The organism is Reichenbachiella faecimaris, assembly GCF_900176375.1.
GTDB classification, from domain to species: domain Bacteria; phylum Bacteroidota; class Bacteroidia; order Cytophagales; family Cyclobacteriaceae; genus Reichenbachiella; species Reichenbachiella faecimaris.
The window spans coordinates 686,156-711,804 of sequence record NZ_FWYF01000003.1 but is presented as its reverse complement, the minus strand read 5'-3'; the positions used below and the strand labels follow the sequence as shown (position 1 = coordinate 711,804).

General features: G+C 40.4%; 24 protein-coding genes. 5 read left to right on the top strand and 19 right to left on the bottom strand.

The annotated features are described in order from the left end of the window. Position 1 precedes the first annotated feature (1 nt). Entirely contained in the window at positions 2 to 376 is a 375-nt protein-coding gene (locus B9A58_RS15795) for a DUF1987 domain-containing protein (protein WP_084373836.1), read from the top strand. Positions 377 to 380: 4 nt separating this feature from the next. Here B9A58_RS15795 and B9A58_RS15790 read toward each other — a convergent pair whose 3' ends face one another. Then, the gene (locus B9A58_RS15790) at positions 381 to 998 is read right to left on the bottom strand and encodes a hypothetical protein (RefSeq protein ID WP_139793929.1); all 618 of its coding nucleotides are present in this window, start codon (positions 996 to 998) and stop codon (positions 381 to 383) included. A 152-nt stretch (positions 999 to 1,150) separates the two neighbouring features. Between B9A58_RS15790 and B9A58_RS15785 the strand changes: the two genes are divergently transcribed. Then, entirely contained in the window at positions 1,151 to 2,068 is a 918-nt protein-coding gene (locus tag B9A58_RS15785; protein ID WP_245827094.1) for a YitT family protein, read from the top strand. A 37-nt stretch (positions 2,069 to 2,105) separates the two neighbouring features. Here the strand turns inward: B9A58_RS15785 and B9A58_RS15780 are convergent, their stop codons facing one another. Continuing rightward, positions 2,106 to 2,663 (bottom strand): porin family protein, encoded by a 558-nt coding sequence (locus tag B9A58_RS15780; protein ID WP_084373834.1) that lies wholly within the window; start codon positions 2,661 to 2,663, stop codon positions 2,106 to 2,108. A 186-nt stretch (positions 2,664 to 2,849) separates the two neighbouring features. Here B9A58_RS15780 and B9A58_RS15775 point away from each other — a divergent pair, with 186 nt between their 5' ends. Genes B9A58_RS15775 through bioA form a run of 3 tightly spaced genes read left to right on the top strand, consistent with a single transcriptional unit; the run spans position 2,850 to position 5,880 of the window. After that, positions 2,850 to 4,004 (top strand): aminotransferase class I/II-fold pyridoxal phosphate-dependent enzyme, encoded by a 1,155-nt coding sequence (locus B9A58_RS15775; RefSeq protein WP_245827093.1) that lies wholly within the window; start codon positions 2,850 to 2,852, stop codon positions 4,002 to 4,004. Then, entirely contained in the window at positions 4,001 to 4,600 is a 600-nt protein-coding gene (gene bioD / locus B9A58_RS15770; RefSeq protein ID WP_084373833.1) for a dethiobiotin synthase, read from the top strand. The genes B9A58_RS15775 and bioD overlap by 4 nt, the downstream gene beginning before the upstream one ends. Beyond that, positions 4,597 to 5,880: an adenosylmethionine--8-amino-7-oxononanoate transaminase gene (bioA, locus tag B9A58_RS15765; RefSeq protein ID WP_084373832.1), complete on the top strand. Its 1,284-nt coding sequence runs from the start codon at positions 4,597 to 4,599 to the stop codon at positions 5,878 to 5,880. Before bioD ends, bioA begins: the two co-directional genes overlap by 4 nt. Position 5,881: 1 nt before the next feature. On the opposite strand, the gene B9A58_RS15760 is transcribed toward bioA, so the two are convergent. The 17 genes from B9A58_RS15760 to B9A58_RS15665 form a co-directional block, all read right to left on the bottom strand. After that, positions 5,882 to 6,718, bottom strand: a complete 837-nt coding sequence (locus tag B9A58_RS15760) for a peptidylprolyl isomerase (RefSeq protein ID WP_221407868.1) — start codon at positions 6,716 to 6,718, stop codon at positions 5,882 to 5,884. Between the two features lie 238 nt (positions 6,719 to 6,956). Then, positions 6,957 to 7,259, bottom strand: a complete 303-nt coding sequence (locus B9A58_RS20815) for a type II toxin-antitoxin system RelE/ParE family toxin (protein WP_176214809.1) — start codon at positions 7,257 to 7,259, stop codon at positions 6,957 to 6,959. Positions 7,260 to 7,697: 438 nt separating this feature from the next. Then, positions 7,698 to 8,354 (bottom strand): hypothetical protein, encoded by a 657-nt coding sequence (locus B9A58_RS20230; protein WP_139793927.1) that lies wholly within the window; start codon positions 8,352 to 8,354, stop codon positions 7,698 to 7,700. A gap of 569 nt (positions 8,355 to 8,923) precedes the next feature. Then, on the bottom strand, positions 8,924 to 9,517 hold the full coding sequence (locus B9A58_RS15735) for a hypothetical protein (RefSeq protein ID WP_139793926.1): 594 nt from the start codon (positions 9,515 to 9,517) through the stop codon (positions 8,924 to 8,926). 510 nt (positions 9,518 to 10,027) lie between these two features. Next, a complete protein-coding gene (locus B9A58_RS15725) occupies positions 10,028 to 11,113 on the bottom strand; it encodes a YARHG domain-containing protein (RefSeq protein ID WP_084373824.1) in 1,086 nt (361 codons plus the stop codon). A gap of 150 nt (positions 11,114 to 11,263) precedes the next feature. Then, complete coding sequence (locus B9A58_RS20540; protein ID WP_221407867.1) at positions 11,264 to 11,719, bottom strand: hypothetical protein; 456 nt, start codon at positions 11,717 to 11,719, stop codon at positions 11,264 to 11,266. A 4-nt stretch (positions 11,720 to 11,723) separates the two neighbouring features. Continuing rightward, positions 11,724 to 12,158: an InlB B-repeat-containing protein gene (locus B9A58_RS15715; protein WP_084373823.1), complete on the bottom strand. Its 435-nt coding sequence runs from the start codon at positions 12,156 to 12,158 to the stop codon at positions 11,724 to 11,726. A 268-nt stretch (positions 12,159 to 12,426) separates the two neighbouring features. After that, entirely contained in the window at positions 12,427 to 13,185 is a 759-nt protein-coding gene (locus B9A58_RS15710) for a hypothetical protein (protein WP_139793925.1), read from the bottom strand. A 130-nt stretch (positions 13,186 to 13,315) separates the two neighbouring features. After that, positions 13,316 to 14,398 carry a TMF family protein gene (locus B9A58_RS15705; protein WP_139793924.1) on the bottom strand — a complete coding sequence of 361 codons (1,083 nt, stop codon included), beginning with the start codon at positions 14,396 to 14,398 and terminating at the stop codon, positions 13,316 to 13,318. 191 nt (positions 14,399 to 14,589) lie between these two features. After that, positions 14,590 to 15,636, bottom strand: a complete 1,047-nt coding sequence (locus B9A58_RS15700; RefSeq protein ID WP_084373820.1) for a DUF6414 family protein — start codon at positions 15,634 to 15,636, stop codon at positions 14,590 to 14,592. A gap of 255 nt (positions 15,637 to 15,891) precedes the next feature. Further along, positions 15,892 to 16,446, bottom strand: a complete 555-nt coding sequence (locus B9A58_RS15695; protein WP_084373819.1) for a HEAT repeat domain-containing protein — start codon at positions 16,444 to 16,446, stop codon at positions 15,892 to 15,894. Positions 16,447 to 16,584: 138 nt separating this feature from the next. After that, positions 16,585 to 17,427 (bottom strand): hypothetical protein, encoded by an 843-nt coding sequence (locus tag B9A58_RS15690; protein WP_084373818.1) that lies wholly within the window; start codon positions 17,425 to 17,427, stop codon positions 16,585 to 16,587. 279 nt (positions 17,428 to 17,706) lie between these two features. Then, positions 17,707 to 18,204, bottom strand: coding sequence for a hypothetical protein (locus B9A58_RS15685; RefSeq protein WP_139793923.1), 498 nt, complete (start codon positions 18,202 to 18,204; stop codon positions 17,707 to 17,709). A 64-nt stretch (positions 18,205 to 18,268) separates the two neighbouring features. After that, positions 18,269 to 19,420, bottom strand: a complete 1,152-nt coding sequence (locus B9A58_RS15680) for a tyrosine-type recombinase/integrase (RefSeq protein ID WP_084373816.1) — start codon at positions 19,418 to 19,420, stop codon at positions 18,269 to 18,271. A gap of 157 nt (positions 19,421 to 19,577) precedes the next feature. Then, positions 19,578 to 20,999 (bottom strand): rubredoxin domain-containing protein, encoded by a 1,422-nt coding sequence (locus B9A58_RS15675; RefSeq protein WP_084373815.1) that lies wholly within the window; start codon positions 20,997 to 20,999, stop codon positions 19,578 to 19,580. A 30-nt stretch (positions 21,000 to 21,029) separates the two neighbouring features. Continuing rightward, a complete protein-coding gene (locus B9A58_RS15670) occupies positions 21,030 to 24,563 on the bottom strand; it encodes a nitrate reductase (RefSeq protein ID WP_084374012.1) in 3,534 nt (1,177 codons plus the stop codon). A 404-nt stretch (positions 24,564 to 24,967) separates the two neighbouring features. After that, complete coding sequence (locus tag B9A58_RS15665; RefSeq protein WP_084373814.1) at positions 24,968 to 25,645, bottom strand: response regulator transcription factor; 678 nt, start codon at positions 25,643 to 25,645, stop codon at positions 24,968 to 24,970. Positions 25,646 to 25,649 lie beyond the last annotated feature (4 nt).

The window sequence follows — 25,649 nt, the reverse complement described above, 5'->3', positions numbered from 1 at the left end:
CATGGAAAAATTTCTTTCTACCCCCTCCCACACCACGCCTTACATATATTTCAACCCTGAAGATGAACTTCTTGAAATGAAAGGTAATTCCACATTAGTTAATGCCAGAGAAGTTTTTGGTGAGTTGTATCAGGCCTTAGGCAATTTCAAAAAAAGCATCTACCCAAAGCTACAGGTAAACATCCAATTGGACTACTTCAATACCTCCACCTATAAGTGTTTGCTTGAGACCATGATCTACTTGAAAGAAATGAAATCAGCAGGTAAAAGCATAGTGGTAAACTGGTACTATAGTATGGAAGATGAAGATGCCCTAGAGCAGGGAGAAGACATTGCACAACTTTCTGGGATGCACTTGAATTTAGTTGGTGTTTGACTCTCTAATTCTGTGCTATAACTTCTTCTTTTAGTAATTCTTTGAATAGGCTCTTAGCAAAAGCAGGGGAAAAGTGCTCTAATTCGCCATAATCGAAAATTTCTGATCGGCCAGACCAAACCAGTGTACCCCCTTTTAGTTCATAAAAATTCGTTTCAATGAAATATTTTGAATAGGCTGAATAGTAGCCTGGCCTATAAACTAAATCATAGGTTCTATAGTAGTAATTTCTAAAGCGATCGTAATAAACCAACGGCTCATAAGACACCTGGGATGCTCTGTAGCGCTCTGCACGTATATCTATCAACGCTACAGTAATTATACCATCAAAGCCCTTCTCCCTCAATCTTGCCTTGACTCGTTCAATGTCTTCAAACGGCTTTCCTAGCTCTGGTGGAAACAATGACATACCATTGGCTGCCTTTAGATTGATTTTTCCTGCAGCAAAAACAAGTTCGGATTCAACGTCACTCCTTAGCGTCACGTCATTGACTAATCCCATGACCAGGACTTTCTCAAACTTCCGATCATAATCTTGTGACGAACTCCACGTACGCATACCTTCTGGCGTACAACTGAACAATACTATTATTGATATAAATGCAGGGAATAATCTTTTCATTGATGAAGAATATGTGAAGGTTCAAGGTACAAGCTAGGGGAAATAATATAAAAGCACTTACTATCTATATGCTGCAATTCAAGATGTCCAGATAATAAGATTTAATTTCCTATGAAACTTCATTCCCAACCCAAAAAGTGTATTTTAGACTCATGCAATTCATTGAAAACACTGAAATGTCTGAAGCAGCCCAAGTGGCACTTGCAAAACGAATCATACTTCGCAGTAAGATCAAAGACTTTTTCTTCATTGCCACAGGCGTTTGCATGGCCAGCATTGGCTTGAAAGGTTTTTTACTCCCCAATAACTTTCTGGATGGAGGAGCTATGGGTGTAGCCTTGCTTTTCGATTTGATCACTCCTTTGAATTTATCCCTTCTTATCCTGTTGGTCAATGCCCCATTTATTGCCATGGGATACAAACAGATTTCACCGCAATTTGCCGTGAAAAGCACGTTGGCTATTATCGCTTTGTCCTCACTCGTGCATTTTATAGAAGTATCATCTTTTACTGATGATAAGTTACTCATTGCTGTATTTGGTGGTTTCTTTTTGGGCAGTGGCATCGGACTCTCCATTCGAGGTGGTGCAGTAATAGATGGCACGGAAGTATTGGCTGTATCTGTGAGTCGAAAGTCAAGTCTGACTGTGGGAGATGCCATCGCTTTATTCAACATTTTACTTTTCATTGTTGCCATTCTTCTGGTGAGTCTGGAAACTGCCATGTACTCCATGCTCACCTATTTGTCCGCTTCTAAGACCGTAGACTTTATCATCAATGGTATTGAAGAATATATAGGCGTCATGATTATATCAGATGAAGCTGAGCAAGTAAAAGCGACAATCGCTAATGATCTGGGAAGAGGGGTTACTGCTTTTAGAGCAGATGGTGGATATGGAAAAAAGGGAAACAATTTACCCGATAGAAAAATACTTTTCTGTGCGATCACCAGAATGGAAATTTCCAAAATATTGTTGGAAGTAGAGAAAATCGATCCCAAAGCCTTTGTGATACAATACCCGATCAAGGATACCAAAGGGGGTATGATCAAAAAAAGGCCATTGCACTAGGTGCAATGGCCTTTCAAGAATTCATTTTTTTTAAAACTTAGTTCTTGCCAATCAGAGCATAAGTAACAGATAGCTGAACCATAGAGTTCTTCCAGTCCGTATCACCATCTTCAGCAATACTGCTCAACGACTTCGTCCACCTCAGTTGTGCACCTAACCCCAAAGGCAAATCTAATCCCGCGCCAAGAGCAATGGAAGTATCTAATCCTTTGATGTCATCTTTCAAATCTACATCACCATATTTTGCTTTGGTGTTGATTCCGAACTGAGGGCCAGCGTTTAAGTACAATACTTTCAATAGACCTAATCTCAACAAAATTGGCACTTGGATGTATGACAAATCATAATCATCCGCATCAGTACTAACACTTTGTACAGAGAAATAAGCTTCTGGCTGAATACCTATTGGCCCCGCTTTGATCACGGCATAGGCACCAAAGTGATAACCTGTTTTATTGTCTACATCAGTTGCAAGTCCATCAACGTCAGCTGAATTGAAATTCAAACCGCCTTTCAGTCCAACTGTAAGCTGTGCTTGAGACGCAGTAGTCATGAACAATGCTCCAATAACGAGTAGTAATGTAATTTTTTTCATGTTTTTTTAATTTTTGTTGATAATTGGTAACATGGAACCTTCATGGATATGCACAAACACAAGATTTATAGCAATAGTCAGCACAAAGGTTTCATAAGTCTTTCATTAGATGTTTTTGATAAGACCGCTAATATAATGTCTTCCCCCAAAAGAAACTTGATTTTCCTTTGGCTGACTTAGTAGAAAATGAAAGATTTGCACACCTGTATGACTAATCACATTTCACAAAAACTTCACGAAAGAGACCTGGCCGGAAGTACACGAAAACTACTTACCACAAAAGACCTGGTAGATTTTGTTTCCAATGACTATTTGGGACTTAGCCGTTCCAAAGGGCTTTTCGAACGTATCCAGTCTTATGACTACAGCAGAGAGGTGAATCTGAATGGATCCACAGGCTCCCGCCTGCTGGCTGGCAATTCGGCTACTGCCCAGCAATTAGAAATCAAATTGGCTGGCATTTTTAATAGTGAAGCTACCCTTCTTTTCAATTCTGGCTATGTAGCCAACCTGGCACTCATATCCTGCGTGCCACAGCGTGGCGATACTATTCTTTACGACAGTCTCTCCCATGTTTGTCTCAAGGAAGGTGCTTTCTTGAGCAAAGCTCAGCGATTTCCATTCCGACACAACGACTGTGAAGACCTGGAAGCCAAGCTCAAACTGGCCACTGGCCATATTTACATCATCATCGAATCTGTTTATTCTATGGACGGAGATTTGGCTCCGTTCGGCGATATGATTGCCTTGGCAGAAAAATATGGTGCCAAGATCATTGTAGACGAGGCGCACAGTACAGGGTTATATGGGAATTCAGGTTCTGGAAAATTATGCGCGCTGGGTCTGGAAGAACATATATTTGCCAGAGTACATACCTTTGGCAAAGCGATGGGTGTACATGGTGCAGTCATTTGTGGTTCACAAGAATTAATCGATTATTTGATCAACTTTGCCAGACCATTTATTTATACCACAGCTTTACCCTTGCACAGTCTGATCTCCATAGATGCAGCTTTCGATTATCTTTCAAAAAACATCCAACTCCAAAAAGACAGCCAGGACAAAATCTTTCATTTCAACTCGCTTTTCAATCAAAAAATTGGCAAAAATGACAACATGCTGAAATTGGAAAGCCACACCCCCATCCAGCCCATAGTAGTCCCTGGAAACAAAAGAGTGAGGCACATTGCGGAATCCTTGCAGAAAAATGGATTTGATGTTCGCCCAATTCTGGCACCCACAGTAAAAGAAGGGTCTGAACGGTTGAGAATTTCCATCCACACGCACAACACTGAAAGCGAAATTGCTGAATTAATCAATCAACTAGCCAAACACGTATGAAAAAATATTTTGTAACAGGTATAGATACTGATAGTGGAAAAACTGTAGCCAGTGCCATTTTGGTAGAAAAACTAAAAGCAGACTACTGGAAACCCATTCAGGCTGGAGAGCCTACGGATTCGGATGCCGTTCGACGTATGGTAGGCTCAGATAAAGTCATTCACCCAGAAGGTATTGTACTGGCAGCACCTATGTCGCCACATGCTGCGGCCAAGCTAGAAAATATTGATTTACGAGCAGATCAGCTCAAGGTGCCTGTTACCGAAAACACACTCATCATAGAAGGTGCAGGTGGGCTTTTGGTGCCAATCAATGATGATGAATTTGTCATCAACCTAGCCAGACAATTTGATGCAGAGGTGATATTGGTTTCTAGAAATTATCTGGGCAGTATCAACCACACCATGCTGTCTATTAGCTATCTGAAAGACAAAGGCTTTAATATAGCAGGTATCATTTTTAATGACACGCCTAATCCCGAAACCGAACGTTTCATTCTTCAGTATTCGCAACTACCCTGCTTGGGAAGGATCGAGCCATTGACGACAGTCGATCCATCTACTATTCAATCACAACTAAAAAACATCAACCTATGAACAGCGCCGAAATCAAGCAAGCTGACAAAGACCTGATCTGGCATCCTTTCACTCCTTTGGTCAACCCATTTGGACACATCCCTATCAAATCTGCCAAAAGAGCCAGACTATTCACACATGGGGGAAAAACCATCATAGATGCCGTATCCTCCTGGTGGGTAAACATCCATGGCCACGCCAACGAGCACATTGCCAATGCCATTCACAAGCAAGCTCTTGAATTGGAACATGTGATTTTTGCAGGCTTTACTCACGAACCAGCTGTGCGCCTGGCCAAAAACCTGATGACCATTCTACCCGCTAACTACTCCAAAGTTTTCTTTTCAGATAATGGAAGTACGTCCATAGAAGTGGCTTTGAAAATGGCTTTTCAGTATTGGTATAACCAAGGACAAGAACACAAAACCAAAATCATCTCACTAGATGGTGCTTATCATGGAGATACTTTTGGGTCTATGTCTGTCAGTGAACGAAGTGGATTCACACGCCCTTTTTTTCCCTTCCTGTTTGACATAGATACTCTTGAGTTTCCCACTGAAGAGAACTTCGAAAAGGTATTCGCTCATTTTGATGAATTAACAAAGGACAACGCTTGTGCCGCATTTATCTTCGAACCTTTGGTGCAGGGTGCAGGTGGCATGCGCATGTACACACCAGAAATGCTCCAAAAATTGATCGCACTGGCTCAATCGAGAGGGATCATCTGTATCGCGGATGAGGTGATGACTGGTTGGGGACGCACAGGCACTAACTTCGCCTGCGATCAAATAGCGGCTGATCCTGATATCACCTGTATTTCAAAAGGGATCACTGGAGGTGCTTTACCTCTGGGGATTACGGCGTGCAATAAGAAGATAGAATCTGCCTTTCAAAGTGAAGAAATTTCCAAGGCACTTTTGCATGGTCATTCTTATACAGGCAATCCCATGATTTGTGCTGCAGCAAATGCCAGTTTTGAACTGTTCGAGGCTCAAGAGTGCAAAGACAATATTATGCGCATTCACAACAAGCACAAAGCATTTGTAGAGCAGCTCAAGTCGTTCGACCACATAGAGAACATACGATTGACTGGAACAATCGTAGCTTTTGACTTGAAGGGATTCGGCGAGACTGGCTATGACAGCGAAGCTAGAAAAAAGATTTATCCCTATTTCCTCGAAAGAGGCGTACTCATCCGTCCATTGGGCAATGTGATTTACTTACTTCCTCCTTATGTGATTACGGACGAGGAACTGGAATTGGTCTATGAGACGCTGATAGAATTTTTGAATGAGAATTAAGCTATTTTTTTTCCTTGTCTATGACGCGTACGGTCAATATCCTTACATCCTTTACAGGTCTATCAAACGCCCCTGTCTGAACGGCTGCAATAGAATCTACCACGGCTAGGCCTTTGATCACTTCACCAAACACGGTGTAGTTTTGGTCAAGATGTGGCGTGCCGCCTACGGATTTGTATACCTCTCGCTGTGCTTCAGGAATTGAATAAGTTTCACTCCCTTGATAGTCCTCGGCGAGCGTTTTGATACTGTCATTGATTTGAGTATACAGCTCCCAGTTTTCTTCTTCCTCTGCCCTAACCAACTCATCAACTATGGGTTGATTGGCACTGTCCTTTTTAAATGCATTTTCTTTCAGCCAGCCATTGATTCTTCCTTCAGCAACTTCAAGCAGGCTATCATTAAAAACTTTCCCCTGGACAATATAGAATTGGGTACTACTGGATGCCCTTGCCAGATTACCATCTCTCGCCGCTCCCAGCGCACCTTTCTTATGAAAAAGTGTTGGATTGAATTCTGCATCTACACGATAGCCTAATCCTCCATTACCCAGTGTATCACCAGGCTCTGCATTTTTACTATCAGGATCTCCTCCCTGAATCATAAAGTTCTCAATCACCCGATGAAAAAGCACACTATCAAAAACACCATCCTTAGCTAGTTTAACGAAGTTATCTCTATGCTTTGGCGTCTCATTGTACAATTCCAAGACTATGACTCCATAGTCGGTCACCATTTCAATAGTAGCTCTGGATTCCGCTACAGATTCCATGGATTCTGGCTTTTTGGTGCAGCTGAAAAAAGTGGCTACTGCCAAAAGGATGATGATATTTTTCATTGGATTATTCATGTTTGTCACGTCCGTATATGGCGAGTGCCCTCACAGCTTGATTAAGGCAGAAAGATAGCCGATCCGCGCACAACCACAAAAAGTCCGTTTGGCCATTGCTCTAGAATTACACTGCTGCGGAACGTTCGAATGCTTTCTCGGTATTCTAGAGATTCCACGAGGAACGGTGGTGCTGATTCTGGCATTGATTCGAAAAGCTCGCAAGGGCATTCGCGATACGCCATGTTCACATCCGTTTTAATTCTTCCCGTAGTTCATCTGGGTCTTTCTTGTTAGCCCAAACGAGAGTTAGGCTGATATAGTCAGTTTTGAGTTCGTAGTAGAGCGTTACCAGAGGATGTATAAGAAGTTGCCGAAATTCTGTCTGGCCATACGTCGGCCCAATTCGAGGATTTCTCTTAAGTTGTTCAATGCGTTCGTCTAGTTGATCGAGAAAGTTGTCAACAACATCCTCGTTCCACTGTTCCTCAATGAAGTTGGTTGTCTTGTCAAGAGATTTAAGACCCAGAGGTGTCCAAACTGTTTTCAATTGCGCCCTAAAAGTTCGCGAGCACTTGTGTGTTCGATACAGTCCTCCAGTTTCGCTGAGCTTGATTCTCGTAGGAGTTCTAAGATAGCATCTGGAATTTCAGGCCGGGGGTTATGACGAAAATCCTCAATGCGTTCGAGCAAATCTTCATCCTGAATAGCAGTTATCCAGGTTATGAGTTCCAGTTTTCGTTGTTCAATCGTCATAGTGTAAAGGTAGGGAATTTCGTAACATTTTCGCACTGTAGTCCAATGGATGTGAACGCCTCTGTATCAAGCGTGGCGCTTGGTTTAGTTTAAGTTTCGAATACAAGATAGCCAAATCTCTGATTTGCGCTATCCCTTTTTGATTCCATAGTGCTAATCTGAGATATGGCGGGGCTTCCAAAAGCTCAACCGCTTCTTTTACCTCTGAACCGCCCTGCTGTCATATCGATTGTTACCTATCTTTTTTCTTCCTCTTTATAAGTTCGCCGAAAATGTTATAGCCTTTATTACCTGCGTTAACAGCTTTATTAACCTGTTCGAGTGCCATTTCATATTTACCTTGAAGGGTGAAAATATATGTTCTTATCAGGTACGTTTCAGATTCAGAATAGTCGTTAGAGATACTATCAGCAAGGTTTAATGCTTCTTCTAATTGTCTTGATTTAGTCAAAAGAGCAAGCTTTTTGTGCAATAAATTCAGTTTAATGGAATCAGCAAGTTGTATATCGTTAATTGAGTCTTGAAGAGCTTGAATATCTAAAATGACATCTGAATCTGGCGTTTCGGGATACATGTTTGTGAACATTCCGTCGAGTTCATCAAAATACTTGTCGCAGCTTTGAATCATAACAACGGTAACCTTCATCATGTGAGTTGTCAATGCATCTTGAAGTGTTAAGTTCGAATAGTACTTGTCAAGAATCTCTTCTTGGTTGTCGTTAATTGGTGTTGAAAGGCATGGAGTCGAACGTTCGTCAATAGATCCAGAATTAAGTTGCGAGAAACATTCACAGGCATTTTTCGCAAGTTTTTCAGGACTTATGTTGGATGTTGGAGAACAGCTAAATGAAATTATAGCAGTACAGAAAATAATTAGTAAGTTTCGCATGGCATGATAGGTAACGTCACTGTATAAATCGTGCGTTTTTGTGAAGTTAATGTTTCGTCTACTAAATAGCCAACTCTGCGAAATGGGCTATTACATTTGTTGTTTTTTATAGACTAATTCGCAGAATTGGTGGGGTTGCCAGAATGCAGGAAAATTTCGTCTAGCATTGTCCAAGCATGATTTTATCACAGCATGTTATCTGTATTTTCAGTAGACAGCTTCATTTCTGACACTTATTTTATGCTTCTTTAGTTTCTCTATAAATTTTATCCAGTTTTTAGTTCTTATGCTGCCACCAGGAAAGAGCTTAGAAGTAAAGTCTGTATTGACTATTCTAAATGAAGTTGACATTTTATGTGGCATTTCAAATACGCCTTGTTTAATTTGATTCAGAGGATATCTCTTAGTTCGCCAAATCCATACGTAATTCTTAACTACTAAATTCTTGTCGTCTATATAGAAATAGTGCAGTTGATACCCAAGCCAGTAGAAGAAAAGTAGCCCAGCAAAACCTAACCCAATACATTGATTTAGAAAGTTTTCTGATGGGTTGAATACTATCTGGTATATTACAAAACCCAAAACTGTATAAAAAAAATACCATTAAATGAAAAAACTGGATTACCACCAATTTTTTTCATTCCTGAGTAATCAATTTTTTGTAGGCTTCTAGAGTTTCGGTTTTTCAGTGTCTCAAAATCTATTGAGTTGGTAGTTAAAGACAAGTTAACTTTACTTAAACACCTCCTTAAATAGTCAGCATTGCTATAATAAAACGGCATGAAGTGATAAACTTTACCATTTTTGAATTTTATAGTGGTAGCTTCCATTGCAGAACCATATAAATAGTGCTTATCAAGTAACGATACAAATTTGACTTCTGACCATAGATAAAATGTAGATCCCATTACTGATTTGATATGCAATCCTTTATTTGATAAGATAACAGTTTTGCAATTATTCAAGTAAATCCAGATTACCCAAATCAAAAGCCCTACAAAAACAATAGCAGCATATATAGGAGTTTTAAACAGAGTGTCTGATTTTCCGTCTTCAACCATCTTTAAGGATACCAGTATCATCATGGTAGAAAGTCCACCCATAATTATGGTAAGTAAAGAAGCAGTTAAGATGCTTGTAAAGAAATTTAATTTACTTCGCATAGATTAGTTACTTAATATTCAAGTACACTAAGGCAATCAAGGTAAGTAAACCAATCGCTATTACATAGTTTAGGTAAAGCCTTTCGGTATAAACCAACCAGAAACTACGTTTTTCTTTTATGAAAATAAATCTTATCAATGCTCCAATAAAACCAAAAACAAGGATTACAATAATGAGTGATAAAATTTTAACAAGATATTCCATTCGTTAAATATGTTAATAAATATTGCCTATATCAGTGCATAGTAAAAATAGTGGCTGAAAATATCTTATGCCAACTCCAACTACCTGTGTTTGAAAATTGAGTTAATTCGGGAATAATGGAGTGTTGAATATTTCCTTGCTCATCGATCAGCTATGATGAGTGGGGATTAGATAGCACTAACCTCTCGTCTCGCACATAGCCACGCCTTGATTTAAATTTAAAACTTGTGGCGGACTTTCCAATCCCCACGAAAATATCCTGACCGATGAAACCCCATTCATTCATAGCATATGTTAGCATCTTTTCATTCTAAATTCACAGTGATTTTTGTGTTCAGTTCGTTCGCTCCGTAAAATCTACCATTGGTTATTGGAATGTTAAATTGAGCCTTTTCACCTGTTCCCTCACTCCAAAATTCAATAAAGACTGAGAAATCATTAATATTACTTAAGGACTTTGCAAAATTGCTCCCCCATAATCTAATTTCCTGACCATCTCTGATAATCTTGTTCTCTTCATTCTCAGTTCGGAGTTCAATTTTTGGTGTCCAATACCAAGGAAGGTCTTCTTTGCTTTGTTGAGTAGTTGCAACAAACGTAATTGAACTAACTACTCCATCTAAAGTCGACAGATAGAGAGTTGATATTGTAGTCCCGTCACGTCCTGAATGTTCATGGCAATAACCTAAGAACATATGGATTTTGCTGTTTGGAATGTCAACGGTATAGTAGTTTTTATTGAATTTCAAGAAAGGCTCATCTGAATCGTAGCTAAAGAGTTCTCCGTAGTTTTCAGCCCCGCAACAACCATATTCAATTGCTTGAAAGTAGTTTGACTCAAACTCCAAGTCATCATAATATTTAGTTGTTTCCCAAAAAGGTTTTGACGAATCAGTAGTCTCGGCATATATAACTGTTGGAAGTTTTTCTGCCCCGGTGAAAGTTCGTTCAACGACCTTTCTTATCATACCGTATTTATAATGTCGATGGAAGGTTACGTTTCTAGAGGTTTCTAATCTGTCACCAGATATTGGATCCTCGTAGACTCTGAAATATGCCTCGGTTTCAGTTGCAACTGAAGGATTAAATGAGTCTTTTGCGAGATTTTCAAATTTCAAAATTCGATCGATATTGGACTTATCAATATCAGTAAGTTTATCATCGACATTTGAGCTCGTTGGGTTATACCATAGTTTGGTTTCAAAGTATTCGGATAAGTCTTGAGAGTTAAAGATGTAACCATATCTAGCGAAGATTTCATTTCTCATTATTCTGAGTTCGTTCATTGACTTACCTTTTAGGACAAATTCAGGAATTGGCTGTTGGTCTGGTACTTGCGCAAATGCTGCGAATTGAGAGATGACAAAGATTAAAAGTAGTAATTTCTTCATGCAGTAAATTGATGCTAACGGTCTCGGCTATGAGTAGTTGCGTGGTTTAGCACTTAACTTAGCAAGTACACACCAAACTGAAAATCCGCGAGGATTTTCAGAAGTAGGCGAGAAAAAGCAATTACTTATAGCCATTGTTGTAAACTGGCTTTATTTAATTCTTTTGACGCCAACACTATTTCCTTCTACAAGAATTTTGTAATCGTAGCCATTCGAATATATTATTGCATCAGGTCTGTACGAATAATTATAGTCATAATCATACTCGCTTTGTTTCCATATTTGTCCATTATCAAGTTCAAAAATTGTGTCTCCTGACCATCCATTAAAATCGTTAACTATCGTTGCTTTAATGACATCATCTATTAATTCAACTTCTACGAATTGTTTTTGTCCGTCAACAGTCAAAAAGTAACTGTTCCGGTATTCATAAATAGTTACATTAGCCATATAAGAATAATGATACCAATATTTATAATTTTTTTGAATCCAAAATTGACCATTGTAAAGAGGAAAGAGGATCTCGTCATCAAAACCTTCAAAATCGCCATCAATTCTTGATTTTATTTTCGGCTTTCCATTTGATATTAATTCATTATAATCCATTTTCTTAAAGCTTTTTAGCAACTATTCGTCCACTCTTATTTTCCTTGTATGTGTATCCTGATGATGGAAATGCAACCACTCTGCCATCTTTTCCTTCACGATATGTATATCCACTTGAAGGAAATGCGACAACTCTACCATCTTTTCCCTCTCTATATGTATGTCCGCTAGATGGAAATGCTATAACTCTACCGTCTTTTCCCTCTCGATAAGTATAACCACTTGAAGGAAAGGCAACAACCTTTCCATCTTTCCCTTCACGATATGTGTAACCGCTAGAAGGGAATGCTACAACTCTTCCATTTTTTCCTTCTCGATAAGTATATCCACTTGATGGAAAAGCAACTACTCGTCCGTCCTTTCCTTCGCGATATGTATATCCACTTGATGGAAAAGTCACTTTTACTCCATCTTTTCCAATTCTATATGTGTCTGCCATAATCTTTTAAGTTACGATGTTTGTTCAGCTTGTTTACAACGCCTGTGTAGGACGATGTGCCCTCACAGCTTGATTAAAGCAGAAAGATAGCCGATCCGCGCACAACCACAAAAGTCTGTTTAGCCATTAGCCTAGATTTGGACTGCTGCGGAAACCACGAATGCGTTATCGGTATTCTAGAGATTCCGCGAGGATCGGTGGTGCTGATTCTGGCATTGATTCGAAAAGCTCGCAAGGGCATTCGTGCCTACACCTTGTTACCCACATTTCATTTCCACCATTCTTCAGCTTCCTTCTTCTTGGCTTCTTCAATTTGTCGTCGATGTTCGTCCGAGTTGGCTATCGGGAATGTTGCAAGTTCGAAGTTCTCCCAACCGTTCTTCTCATAATCTGGATGAACTCCCATCTGTCCGGCACCAATATCAAAGCCCTGTCTGTTCGGAATACGATTATCACCCCAGTTACAGATATATGATTTTCCACTTGAGAAACTTGTCCAAGTCCCTTCGAATTGGTTGTTCATAAAGCCGTCAGCGTACCAATAAAGAGTGCTGTATTGTATGTTGTTGTCACTGATCATTACATATGTCTCGAATGTTCCAGTGAATTTTCCTGTTCCAGACTTTTTTCGGTCTTCGTTGAGTTGATAGGTTCCTTTGATGATTCCTTCTCGAATACCTTCCGAGAATTCCTCTTCATATACTTCGGCAGATTCAATTTTTAGTGTTCCTTGAATTTCACTGATATTACCTTTAAGCCTGTTCTTACCATAAACAAAGTATTCGTTCGGGTTCTCTGGGTTTTGGATAATGGAAATAAAGTGGATGTAAAATCTCCAGTAGTTTTGACCGAAATACCCAACAGGTTCAGTCTTCCGAATTTCTTTCCCCTCGTTAAATCTTGGATACTCCGTTAGCCAAACTGTGCTGAGGTCTTTACCGTTGATGTTCAAAGGTTGCGTCTTAGGTTGTTGGGCAAGTATGCTGTGAGCTAGTAGAAGTAGGAAGTAGAAGAATATCTGTCTCATGAGAGTATTGTGGGTAACGCTTATGTATGGTGAGTGCGCTTGCACTCTCCAATATCACTGCAGTATCGAATTGCAGAGACAGTCGAAAAGAGCTCAAAAGCGCATTCACTATACATTTTGTTATGATCTTTTATTCGTTCTCTAGTTGAGAAATTTTCTGTTCCAGTTGTTCGATTCGTTGGTTCGCAGTTTTCAGCTCCTTGTTTTGCTCGATTAGATAGAGGGTTAGTTCCTCAATTTTCTGAAGCAATTTAGCATCCATCTCCCCCAAGTTGACTCCATTCTCCGTTACTTCTGCTTCACTTGGGATTTCAGGAAGATGTCCTTTCTCATTTATATGTTCTTCGACTTCTTCAAGGGATCGTAGTTTATAGCTATCATAGAAAACGAAGTCTGACCACCCACTTGCCTCTACTTTGATTTCTCTTGCTCCGATAGAGCCTTCTACGGCTAGCTTGTGAGTTCCGGTTGTAGATGTTCCAATTCCAACGCTCCCATTTTGTAAAATCCTAAGTCTTTCTACATCTGCGGTCAAAATTTTTATGAATGTAGATGCGGAAAAGTTTAGGTCTTGTCCAGCGTAAATTTGGTTAGGATCAATTCCCATCTTTTGAGAACCATCTGTCAAATAAACCGATGAATTTTGATAATCTCCAGAGCCAATTGTTCCCGAGCTTTGTATTGATAATTTAGCCAATGGATTATTTACTCCTATACCAACATTTCCGCCTAAATCATTTATAATCAAATCTCCATCAATATCACCCGCTTCAATGCTTCGAATAATTAAGTTCCCCTCATCTGCAATATGTTCAAGCACAAAATTATTGGATACAGATGACGTCCTTAATCTAAATTCAGAATTGAGATTAATTCCATCATTGGTCAGGTTTGCTAGATGTAAAGCATTAATAGGGTTTGTTACTCCAATTCCTATATTCCCATTTTGTGAAATTCTAAGTCTTTCTACATCTTCAGTCAAAAATTTTATAAACGTAGATGCGGAAAAGTTTAGGTCCTGTCCAGCGTAAATTTGGTTAGGATCAATTCCCATCTTTTGGGAACCATCCGATACGTATATGTAAGAATTAGAAAAATTACCACTACCTATAGTTCCCGTTGAAGTTGTTGAAATTTTTCCAACTTCGTTCCATTGCGCATAGGATATAAAATGCATCAGATACGCTAAGGAGAGAAGAATTAGTTTTTTCATATTGTTCTATTTAGAATTGATCATAACGTCCAGCTATGATGAGTGGGGATTAGAAAGCACTAACCTCTCGTCTCGCACATAGCCACGCCTTAATTTAAATTTAAAACTTGTGGCGGACTTTCCAACCCCCCACAAAAATATCCTGACCGATGAAACCCCATTCATTCATAGCGTTTGTTGTGCTTTCGTGTTTATTGTTTTTCGAACTTTACTTCCCTGTAAATAGCTATTGGGCTAATTGCTATTTTAGGAAAGCTTGGAACAAAGAAGAATTTCTCAAATGCCTCAAAGGAATCAAACACTCTTCTAAATGCCTTGTCAAACTGGCCTTCATCAGAGAGTTCATCATCTGAATAGGCTAGATATTCATCACTTGGGTGAACCCTTGGGTCATCTTTTCTTGGGCATGATGTAATAATTCCTATTACGCTTAATTTGATATTCGGCCGTGATCCATAAGTGAAAATGGTGTTTTCAAAGTTGCCGTCAAGCATAAATTTAGCCTTGAGGTTAGATAAAATCTGAAAGTCTCCAAAATGATCTAATGGAAGTAGTCTAAAGTTTAATCTTTCAGGAGAAAATGTGTCTAAGAATGTCCTAACTCTTTCAACCCAATCTTCATCAAACAGATGAATGCTACTTTGTTCTTTTAGAATATCATCTATTTTCTTTTCGAGGGCTTTTATTTTGTTAAGGTCCTTTGCTTTTAGATTTCTGTCTGAGTTCTGATTAGCTGTTTTTTTTGCCTGTTCAATTTGATCTTGAAGTGAACGATACTCAGGTGTTTCTAGTAGTTGTGATGTAAATATTAATCTTTGGATTTCGTTGAAATTAGAAAGTATTCTTTTGAATCTCTCAAAATCCTCAAAACTTGCCCACCCTGTTGCTTTGATATAGTTGAAGTTAGGAATCTCATCCATGAAATCATTGAATGAGCCCTTCCAATTATCAAAGGTTTGATTTATCGGAGTTAGTAAGTTTTTCTCCAACAAATCATGCTCAATTGTATTAAGCATTTCGTGATAAAGCTCAATTTTTTCAGTTCTTAAGGAACGTTCCTTTGTTTTATCACCTAGGCTTCCTTTTACTATCTTAACATCAAAACCAAGTCCTGCCGACTCTTCAGTTTCATCTTCGATTGCTCTTGAGATTTCACTTATAAGTCCATCGTTCAATTGGCTTATTAATGACTTGGCCTTATCTGTATCGAAGTATATTAAGTCTTTAATTGATTTCATAGGCGGTTACTAGCATGAAGCACAACGTCCATGTATGAGGCGTGTGCTCTTACTTTATGGATAGCTCTAAAGTAGTGAAGACTGCCAGTGCTTCCAAAGTTTTTAGAAAGCAGTGCGTCCTGAAGTGAAAAATTCCCGCGAGCTGAAGTTGCAAACAAACTCAAAAAATTCTCGGTGGCAGACTTCACGGTCAAGTCCAGATGCAGATTGTGGAAAGCACGTAAGCACATGCCGCATACAGTCTGTTAGGTGTTTTTAGTTGTTCCAGGGTGATGTTATCCTGTTCCAAAAGGATGTTGGTTTATGATCTCTGAATTTATCAACCACAGGTTCAGTTGGAAGTCCTAGCGCTTGGGTTGCATTGTATGCTACAAGGTATTTAGTGTGATTTCTATAGTCGTTCAGCAAATTCTTAACTCTGCCATCTTGAAATTTTGACAAAGTATACATCACATCAATAAGAGCAAATTCATTTGAGATTTTCGGGGTTTCAGTTAGAGCGATGTTAATCATTTGTTCGTCCCCACAGATCTGATAAATTGCTTCCGCAATTGTTACCTTCATCAGTTTCTTACTTCTCTTTAGAAGTTCATAAAGCTTAGGAAGTGATTTTTCTGATTTGATGTGGCCGAGACCTTTAATGGGCCAATCATCTTTTGTATCCGCAATAGCAATAAGTTCGTTTTCAGCAACCCTAAGTTCATCTGAGTTCAGGTTGTCCAATAAATCAAGAGGTACTCCATCCTTCCGTTGCGGCCATGTGTTGGCGTTAAGAAAATCTTCTCTAAATATTTTTAGTCCAGATGACATTTGAATTTTCTGATATTACACCTAACGCCAATGTATGGTGAGTGCGCTCACACTTTCCAGTAGCAGGAAAGTATCGAGTTGCAGAAAAGTTGAAAAATAGCTCGAAAGCGCATTCACTATACATTTTGTTATGATCTTTTATTCGTTCTTCAGGGCAGAAACCTCTTTTTTCAGTTCGGAGTTCTCTTGTTCAAGTTGCCCCATACGTTTGTTCATCTCGATCATGTAGAGAGTTAGTTCCTCAATCTTCTGAAGCAGCTTGGCATCCATCTCTCCAAGGTTGATTCCGTTCTCAGTTATTTCTGCTTCGCTTGGGATTTCTGGGAGATGTCCCTTTTCATTGATATGTTGCTCTACTTCTTCAAGCGTTCGAAGTTCATAATTATCGTAGAAGACAAAATCAGACCAATTGGCCTCAACTTTTACTTCTTTAGATCTAATTGATCCATTTACTGCTAATTTATATGAACCAGTATTGATTGTCCCAATTCCTACGCTACCATTATTTTCAACTGTAAATCTTACGTTTTGATTAGGGTCAGAAGTTCCGCTTGATAACCTTAGAATTGGATAGGTGGAATTCGATTGTACTTGATTTATGTATAAAGCTGCTCCACCACCGTCTCTGGTCAAATGGTGATAATTGGTATTATTCAGAGTGGATCTAAAAGTTGTTGATAGGGTGGTGCCATTTACTTCTAATCTTTGTGATGGATCAATCACCCCTATTCCAACAAATCCATTGTTTTCAACTGTAAACCTGACGTTCTGGTTAGGGGTTGCCGTACCGCTAGAAAGTCTTAAGATGGCCTTTGAAGCGTCAGTTGATATTTGATTTATATAAACAGCAGTTCCACCACCGTCTCTGGTGAGAAAATGATAGTCTGTATTCCCTGTTGTTGTTCTCCAAGTTCCAAATTGGATTTGAGCATGGGTAAGAAAACTGATGAATACAATGGGTATTAAGAATAGTTTTTTCATTTCTATAATTTTTTAGGTGGTCTTTTTGAGTTCCGAAATTGATCATAACGACCAGCTATCGGGCGTATGTCCACAGCTGGGGAATAGCACTAAAGTAGTGAAATCTGCCGAAGCTCACAACGGTTCCAAATGGCACTGCGCTCTGAAAGACTAAAAATCCTGCGAGCAGAAGTAAGTAGAAAGCACTGCCGATTCTCAGCGGCAGATTCACGGTCGAATTGCACTGAAACCAGTCAGAAAGCACTGAGACATATGCCCGATCAGCGTCTGTTATGCGCTTTAATTCTTCCATCTTGTATATGTCGCTTCGTAATCGTACTCTTTAATATATGTTCGCAACGAGTCGTTTTTAGTTGAAAGAATTTCTAAGTCTTGTTTAAATTCTTCGTTGAAAAGTGTCAGGGTTTTTCCGTCTAAGATGAAAGGAACGGTTCCCCCTCCGTCAGAGTCTACAACGTAGTAGCCCTCTTTCGATAGCACAAAATCCGCATGCGGGCCAGTTGGGTCTACAGTCCAAATGCCAAAGAGTTCAGAGGTGTCAACTTGAACGTTCTTGAAAACTGGTCGGCTTGGTCTTCCAGTTGAGTCAAATGTTACAGGTAGTTCCTCTTCAATTTCTTGTTCGGATGCCATATCGGATTCCAATGTTGGTTCAGTTAGAATTGCTTGTTCGACCGTTACTGAATCCATTGGAGTTTCATCGTTGGCAGTTTTGGAGTTCGGGGTACTGCAAGAGTTCAGAATCCAAAGAATCGCAATAATGTTCAAGTACCTCATAGTTTTCTGATTAGCACATTTGCGCATAACATCCGTATATCACGCACTAGTGCGTGATATACCTTCAGTGTTTTTTCAAATCTAAGGGATTTTTTATTGTGTTCATCCCTTTTATAGCCACATGAGTGTACAGTTCTGTTGTTTTTAGAGAATTATGCCCCAGCAATGTTTGGATTTGTCGCAGATCTGTTCCATTCTCCAGCAAATGAGTGGCAAAGGAATGACGTAACATATGCGGGGTGACACGTTCTAAAATTCGGGCTTTTTCGGCAGCTTTGGCTACTACTTTACCTACACTGCTGGCCGAATACTGAATCCCTGGCTTACATTCAAACAAATATTTTTGTGGGCGGTATTGCCTAAAGTAAATTCTCAAGTCATTCAGAATGGTCTCACTTAGTAAAGTATACCTATCCTTTCGCCCTTTTCCTCTATTTACTCGGATGAGCATACGATCGCTTATGATATCTCCCAATTTCAAGGCTACCAACTCACCCCTCCTTATGCCGGAAGAATAAAGCAAACTTACTATACAGCGATGTTTTAGGTTGGTGGTATTTTCAATGATATTAAGTACCTGCTGTTGGCTCAATATTTTGGGCAGGGTTTCAGATTTGATAGGTCGCTCCACATCATAGAATCTATTTGGCATCCCTTTGACTACCTCATAGTAAAACTTTATGGCATTTAGTGCTTGATTGATATAGCTGTCAGATTTGCTCTGCTGCACCAGATGTTGGATGTATTTTTTTATATCCAGTTCGTCTAGTGACATCAAATCCTGAGACTTGGAGAAGTGGTTGATGTACTTTTCGAACATCCCTATGTATGACCTAGCGGTATGGATTGAATATTTTCTGATCTCCAGTTTTTGATAATACTCTTCAGGACAGTAGCGCCACCCATTTTTTGGCGGTCTTTTCCTATAGGCGTCCACTGAAAGTTTTTCATTACCGTGATTGACGGGTCTATTTATGAAAAAATGTTGTGTATTGATCCAGGCCACACCTTTAAATTTTTCACAAATCAGATGCAAGTTTTCTTTATTATTGGGTAACACTGTCATTTGGAATTTGTTGCTCCAACCAATTTGTGATAAGTCTTTTACTAATGCCTGTAGCACCTTATCAGGATAAAATTTGATACCAATATAGCGCTTGCCCCCAATGGCTAAATGCTTAAGCGTAATAGACTTGTTCGAGTTGTGCTGAACCATAAGGCAAATACTGCAAAATGATTAACTTAAGTATTGAAATAAACATTTATATACGTTTATAAGCATTTAAAAAAATGGATAACTGACCCACCTGCCTCCGTAGACGAAACCTGCAAGGTTTTTAAAACCTTACAGGTTTATTTACCCAAGAACTGCCTTAAACCACCACAAACTCTTGCTTCTTGGCCTCGCAAGTCGGGCAGATATAAGAATCTGGGAGCTTGTCGAACAAGGTACCAGGAGCGATATCAGCAGCTTCGTCGCCATACTGCGCATCGTAGATGGTCAGGCAGTGCTTGCACTGATAGCGCTCTGAAACTTGCGCAGCTTTTGGTGCTACTTCTTTTTTGGTAGCTGCTTTTGGTTGGTCGTCTATCTGATCGAAATACATCACACTCAGCTCCATCAACAAGGCCGGCAGTACATTTTTTGTCACGTTTTTCACGTAAGTGACGTACTCAGCAGAGTTTGGATTGAAGCTCTTGGCATACAGGATATTGTACGTATTGCTTCCATCTCCCTCTGCTGTATTGATCTCAATCACTACGGACGTAAAAAGGTAAATGTCGTCGTTTGGCTTTATGGTAAAGGTCAAGCCAGAAGTACTGATATCCTGCTGATCCAGGGCACGAACCAGATAGTTTTTGAGTTCCAGAGCTTCGTCGCTCAATACTGGCAAGTGCCAGTTGAGCTCCAGCGACGAGTGCCTCATGTTGATACCAAACCGTCCCATGAGTTTTTCCCAGCCCACCAAATAGTTCTCTTCTATACCTTTGACAATCAAAGATTTCCACGGCGTCAAACTGATCTTACCCACGTTGGTTTCCATGCATCTTTTGCATAGGGCTATAAGAAAGTTGATCGAGAACTTATTGTTTCTCCAGTATATCCCCAGCCAATAATTACCTCCCGGCTCACGATTTAAGCCCTCATAATATGGGAATGCGGGTTCGGGAAAATTCAAATCTTCGACTGGATTGAGCGTATTGATTTCCAATTGGTCTACGGCCGAAAAAATATCCTCAGCTGAAAGTGATTCGTCATTGAGCTCCAATTCATTTAGCGCTAATGCTGCTTTGGCCAAATCATAGCCATGAATGATTTTTGCGTAGGGAATGGGCAAGTTATTGAATTGCTTCAAGCGCAAGTACATGTACCAATAATTATCCGTGCTCGTCGCGATAAAGTTGATATTGCCTGTAAACAATGGCACCATACTCTGCGAAGGATCTACCAGATTGATACGGTATTTGGCTCTAAAGTCGAAACTGTCAAGTATGTAGTGGTAGACATGCGGCACGAGCCATTTTTTGTTGGGCATCACATCCAACGCCACGTACGAACTCACAATGTTTTGGTGGGTAAATTCATTGATCTCGTACTCGGTATTGATGGACTTGAATATATTTTGAAGCAGTGCCTTACTCTGGTCTTTCGCCGGAAAAAGAATGTCCTGACGTGAACCCAGATGGATAAATTCTGTCCCCAGCTCTTTAGCTGTTGTCAAAATCTGCAAAAAGTCACCAGGAGAAAGTATACCACCCTTCACAAATACCCTGACCAAATTTTTTTTCTCCATGTTTAATACTTTGCTTCAAATATAAATGAATCAGGAAACGAGCTCAACTTCTTTTTGCTCCAAATGCTTCTTGAGCATCTGCTGTACCTCTCCTTTGCAACTGCCACAGCCCAGCCCAGCGCCAGTGGCCTGGCAGGCTTCTGCCAAAGTACCACACCCGCCATCAAAGGCTTTTTCCAGATTGCCCGTGCCTACATTGCTGCAAGAGCATACCAGACGACCCAGCATGGGTTCCACTGCTTGCCCAGAGCGCAACAGTTCTTTTCTCTTTTCTGACAGCTCTACTTCATTCTCGATCAGTTCCTTGAATTCGGCAAACTCAGCTTTGTCTCCCATAAGTACTGCCCCAATCAATCGATCCTGATGAATGATGCATTTTTTGTAATACTTCATGGACTTATCAATGAAGATAATTTCATCATAATCCGTCATACTCAGTGGCGCATCCGGCATCCCAATTGAGCAAAGGTCCAGATCTGGAAACTTGAGGATATTCATGGGTACTGTACCCGAGTATAAGGCGCTTAAATCTCCCGCCAGGTGCCTGCCAGCAATGTCGGCTTGATCCTCAGCTGCAGCAGTCGTACCATTGAGTTTTTGGTTGTGCTCCGCGATTTCGCCAATGGCATAGATCGCTTCATCACTGGTCTGCATGTAGTCGTTTACGATAATACCACGTCCACATTTCAAGTTGGCGATTCTGGCCAGTTGGTCGTTGGGTCTGGTACCTATAGCAAATACGGCTGCCTGACAGTCGATTTTCTTTCCACTTTTCAGGTCAATTTTGATATCTCTTTCGCCCCGTACGTTGATATTGTGCACTTCGTCATTGGTGTACACATGTACGCCCATTTCTTCGATCATTTGGCGAAGCAAAGTACTTGCCATGGTATCGAGCTGGCGTTCCATCAGACGGGTGGACAACTGCACAATAGACACTTCCACGTCTATCTCTCTCAGTGCAGAAGCCAGTTCCAGTCCCAGTAGGCCACCCCCCACGATCAACACGTGGCCTTTGTTGTCAATATATTTTTTTAATCCGTCCGCACTGTGTCGATCTCGCATGGTAAACAAACCTGGCAATTCCATTGGAATGTTGTTTGGCACAAAAGCCCTGGATCCCGTACCCAAAATCAGCTTGTCATAACTATGCGTTAGCCCATTGGAGTCTGTGACTGTTTGCTTCACTTTATCTACATTGTCTATACTAGTAGCATGGTGTAATACCACATTGAGCTCCTCAAACTCACCATATTTGAATTTCAAAAGATCCTCCCATTCCTTATGCTCGTTCACATATTCCGGCAAAAGCACGCGATTGTAGAATGGGTATTCCTCCTTCGAGAAAACATGGATTTCGTCCACTGTATTGAGTGCGCGATAAGAATTGATAAAGCGATAAGCGGCAGCGCCTGCTCCTACGATCACGATCTTTTCTTTTGGCTTGGTGTACTTTTCTACACTCACAGCCGAGTATTTGAATCCTGGCTGCTTTGATGTAGGATCAAAAACCTTACTGGTCATGTTATTAGCTCTGCCGAAGGTGTTTTGAAGTATTTTGCCCCAGTGCATAGGAAGGAATACCACTCCTTTTTTAATCTTTTCTGTAATCTGAGCATTCACACGCACTTCGCCCCGATCGTTTTTCACTACTACAGGCATACCCTCTTCTATGCCCTTGGCCTTGGCATCTTCTGGGTTTATTTCCAAAAATGGCTTTGGAATATGCTTGTTCAGTTTATTCACCTTGCCTGTGCGAGTCATCGTGTGCCACTGATCGCGGATACGACCAGTGGTCAAGATCAATGGATATTCTTCTGAAAGCTGATCTCCATCATTTTTATTGCCTCCAGGCAAAATCTGTGCTTTACCAGATGGTGTATAAAATTTCTTGTCCTCAAACAGGCGAGGTGTGCCAGGGTGATCTACAGATGGCACTGGCCACTGCATGGTGCCAGCAGCTTTTAGCCTTGTATATGTCAACCCTGAGATATCAATATTAGTCCCTTTGGTCAGTAGACAATGCTCTGCATATATTTCTTCTATAGAATGGAAATTGAATCCTTCATAACCCATGCGACGTGCGAAACGGATCAGAATTTCATTGTCTGACAAGGCTTCGCCAGGTGCGCTCACTACTTTGGGCAAGTAGCTGATTCTACGTTCCGAATTGGTCATCGTGCCTTCCTTTTCGAGCCATCCGGCAGCAGGCAATAGCAGATCCGCATATTTCGCAGTATCAGATCTTGAAGAGATATCTTGTACCACCACAAACTTGGCTTTTTTCAAAGCTCGATCTACTAAATCCGCGTTTGGCATACTGACAGAAGGATTGGTACAGATGATCCAAATAGCCTTCATTTCACCAGAATCAAGTGCGTCAAACATCTGTGTGGCTGTCAATCCAGGCTGATCTGGCATAGATTCGACTCCCCAAAAGTCCGCGACCTCTTTTCTGTGATCAGCATTGCCTTGCACGCGATGAGCCGCAAGTAAAGAAGCCATACCTCCTACCTCTCTTCCCCCCATGGCATTAGGTTGACCTGTCAAAGAGAAGGGTCCTGAACCCGGTTTGCCAATATGACCAGTGATCAGGTTCAAATTGATCAAAGCCAAATTATTGTTGACCCCTTGTGTACTTTGGTTCAAGCCCATTGTCCAGAGGGACAAAAAACCTTTGGCATCACCAATATACTGAGCAGCTAGCTGGATTTGATCTACGGGCACATCACAAATCGCAGCCGCTTCCTCCAAGGTGGTCTTGAATACTTTTTCTTTATAATCTTCGAAACCGTCGGTATAGCTCTGGATGAATTTCAAATCGAAATTACCATTTTCAATCAAAACACGACCAATGGCATGAAGCAAGGTCTCATCAGTGCCAGGAGTCAGTTGCAAATGCAAATCAGCTAAGGCACAAGAATCGGTCACTCGCGGATCGATTACTACGATCTTGGTATCAGGATTTTGCTCTTTGTGCTGCTCGATTCTTCTAAATAGAATTGGGTGACACCAGGCTGGATTTGCACCAGCAATAAGAAAACAGTCTGCCAGCTCAATGTCTTCATAAGCAATGGGCACGGCATCTTCACCTAAAGTCTTGGTATAGCCTACCACTGCCGAACTCATGCAAAGCCTGGAATTGGTGTCGATATTATTGGTGCCTATATAACCTTTCGTCAATTTGTTGACTAAGTAATACTCCTCAGTCAGGCACTGACCTGAGATGTAAAATCCCACAGAATTTGGCCCGTGCTTTTCTATAAAGGTCTTGAATACGGCTGCTGCACGGTCTATGGCCGCATCCCAGCGCACCCTTTCTAAGGGGTGATGCTTCGACCCTCTCATCTGAGGATAAAGCAGGCGGTCACTTTGATCCTGAACTACGTAGTTTAGGCTACGCCCTTTCGAACAAAGCATGCCTCGATTCACTGGATGGTCAGGTGTACCTTCAAGTTCAATGATTCCCTTTTTATTGACTTCTACATCAATACCACAGCCTACACCACAATAGGAGCAGGTTGTCTTAGCTTTTACCAGAAGGTTCTTTTGTGACGCACTCATATCCATTGGTTTTGAACCAAACTCCGATTGTTTTCAGAGTCATGAACAAAAGTACGTATTTCTCAAGAATTAATTACGTATAAATACGTAATTAATTTGATTGATAATTCACAATTTCTACTGCTCTATAACGACTCTGAGCTTGTAGTCTTTTTTTGTCATTTCGCAATGGAGCCGAAGCGGAGTAGAGAAATCTTCTCACTTTGGTATAGTAAGCTTACCATTCAGATTTCTTTTGAGAGTTGTTGGTGACAACACCAACAAAGGCGAAAAATGGTATCCCAATATAAATTCGGGCTATCTGCCTGAATTATGTAAGCTGATCAGCAACTACAGCTGTTTGTACTTACGGATCATCCGAATAAATCGGATGATGACGCCCCAAAAGATTCAAAGAGAAATAATTAACTGATAATATAAGGTTCGCTGTCGATTTTTCGGATGAGCTCTGTGATATTGCCTACTCCCAGTTTTTTCATAATGTTGAATCTGTGAGTTTCGATGGTACGGATGCTCTTGCCGAGTTCATCTGCAATTTCTTTGTTGCTGTGTCCTTCGTAGACAAGCTGTAGAATCTGTTTTTCTCTTTTGGTGATATGATAATCTGTTTTCACCATGGTACCAGAGTCGCTAGAAGAGGCACTCCCTCCTGTATTTTTATTCAAATAACCATTGACCAAGACGTCAGAAATATCGCCACTGAAATACTTATGTCCTTCCAAAATACTCCTGAGTGCTTTGACGAATTCCTCCTTGGTGGTGTCTTTGAGCAAATAACCAGAAGCCCCACACTCCACACTTTTGATAATGTATTCTTCATCATCATGCATGGAAAGAATTAAGGTCTTGGTATCTGGAGATACCTTTTTCAATTCGGCAGTAGCCTCTAGTCCATTCATGATCGGCATGCGAATGTCAGAAATCAAAATATCTGGCTTCAGCTGCTTCACTTTATCAACGGCTTCTTGTCCATTGGAGGCCTCCGCGATCACCTCTACTTCACCCTCACTTTCGAGCAAAATTTTGATTCCGTTTCGAACTATGACATGATCGTCAGCTAAGATTACTTTTATCGTATCCATAAGT

Coding starts and splice junctions, on each gene's coding strand:
- B9A58_RS15795 (WP_084373836.1), top strand. CDS start 2: ATGGAAAAATTTCTTTCTACCCCCTCCCACACCACGCCTTACATATAT.
- B9A58_RS15790 (WP_139793929.1), bottom strand. CDS start 998: ATGAAAAGATTATTCCCTGCATTTATATCAATAATAGTATTGTTCAGT.
- B9A58_RS15785 (WP_245827094.1), top strand. CDS start 1,151: ATGCAATTCATTGAAAACACTGAAATGTCTGAAGCAGCCCAAGTGGCA.
- B9A58_RS15780 (WP_084373834.1), bottom strand. CDS start 2,663: ATGAAAAAAATTACATTACTACTCGTTATTGGAGCATTGTTCATGACT.
- B9A58_RS15775 (WP_245827093.1), top strand. CDS start 2,850: ATGAAAGATTTGCACACCTGTATGACTAATCACATTTCACAAAAACTT.
- bioD (WP_084373833.1), top strand. CDS start 4,001: ATGAAAAAATATTTTGTAACAGGTATAGATACTGATAGTGGAAAAACT.
- bioA (WP_084373832.1), top strand. CDS start 4,597: ATGAACAGCGCCGAAATCAAGCAAGCTGACAAAGACCTGATCTGGCAT.
- B9A58_RS15760 (WP_221407868.1), bottom strand. CDS start 6,718: ATGAAAAATATCATCATCCTTTTGGCAGTAGCCACTTTTTTCAGCTGC.
- B9A58_RS20230 (WP_139793927.1), bottom strand. CDS start 8,354: ATGCGAAACTTACTAATTATTTTCTGTACTGCTATAATTTCATTTAGC.
- B9A58_RS15735 (WP_139793926.1), bottom strand. CDS start 9,517: ATGCGAAGTAAATTAAATTTCTTTACAAGCATCTTAACTGCTTCTTTA.
- B9A58_RS15725 (WP_084373824.1), bottom strand. CDS start 11,113: ATGAAGAAATTACTACTTTTAATCTTTGTCATCTCTCAATTCGCAGCA.
- B9A58_RS20540 (WP_221407867.1), bottom strand. CDS start 11,719: ATGGATTATAATGAATTAATATCAAATGGAAAGCCGAAAATAAAATCA.
- B9A58_RS15715 (WP_084373823.1), bottom strand. CDS start 12,158: ATGGCAGACACATATAGAATTGGAAAAGATGGAGTAAAAGTGACTTTT.
- B9A58_RS15710 (WP_139793925.1), bottom strand. CDS start 13,185: ATGAGACAGATATTCTTCTACTTCCTACTTCTACTAGCTCACAGCATA.
- B9A58_RS15705 (WP_139793924.1), bottom strand. CDS start 14,398: ATGAAAAAACTAATTCTTCTCTCCTTAGCGTATCTGATGCATTTTATA.
- B9A58_RS15700 (WP_084373820.1), bottom strand. CDS start 15,636: ATGAAATCAATTAAAGACTTAATATACTTCGATACAGATAAGGCCAAG.
- B9A58_RS15695 (WP_084373819.1), bottom strand. CDS start 16,446: ATGTCATCTGGACTAAAAATATTTAGAGAAGATTTTCTTAACGCCAAC.
- B9A58_RS15690 (WP_084373818.1), bottom strand. CDS start 17,427: ATGAAAAAACTATTCTTAATACCCATTGTATTCATCAGTTTTCTTACC.
- B9A58_RS15685 (WP_139793923.1), bottom strand. CDS start 18,204: ATGAGGTACTTGAACATTATTGCGATTCTTTGGATTCTGAACTCTTGC.
- B9A58_RS15680 (WP_084373816.1), bottom strand. CDS start 19,420: ATGGTTCAGCACAACTCGAACAAGTCTATTACGCTTAAGCATTTAGCC.
- B9A58_RS15675 (WP_084373815.1), bottom strand. CDS start 20,999: ATGGAGAAAAAAAATTTGGTCAGGGTATTTGTGAAGGGTGGTATACTT.
- B9A58_RS15670 (WP_084374012.1), bottom strand. CDS start 24,563: ATGAGTGCGTCACAAAAGAACCTTCTGGTAAAAGCTAAGACAACCTGC.
- B9A58_RS15665 (WP_084373814.1), bottom strand. CDS start 25,645: ATGGATACGATAAAAGTAATCTTAGCTGACGATCATGTCATAGTTCGA.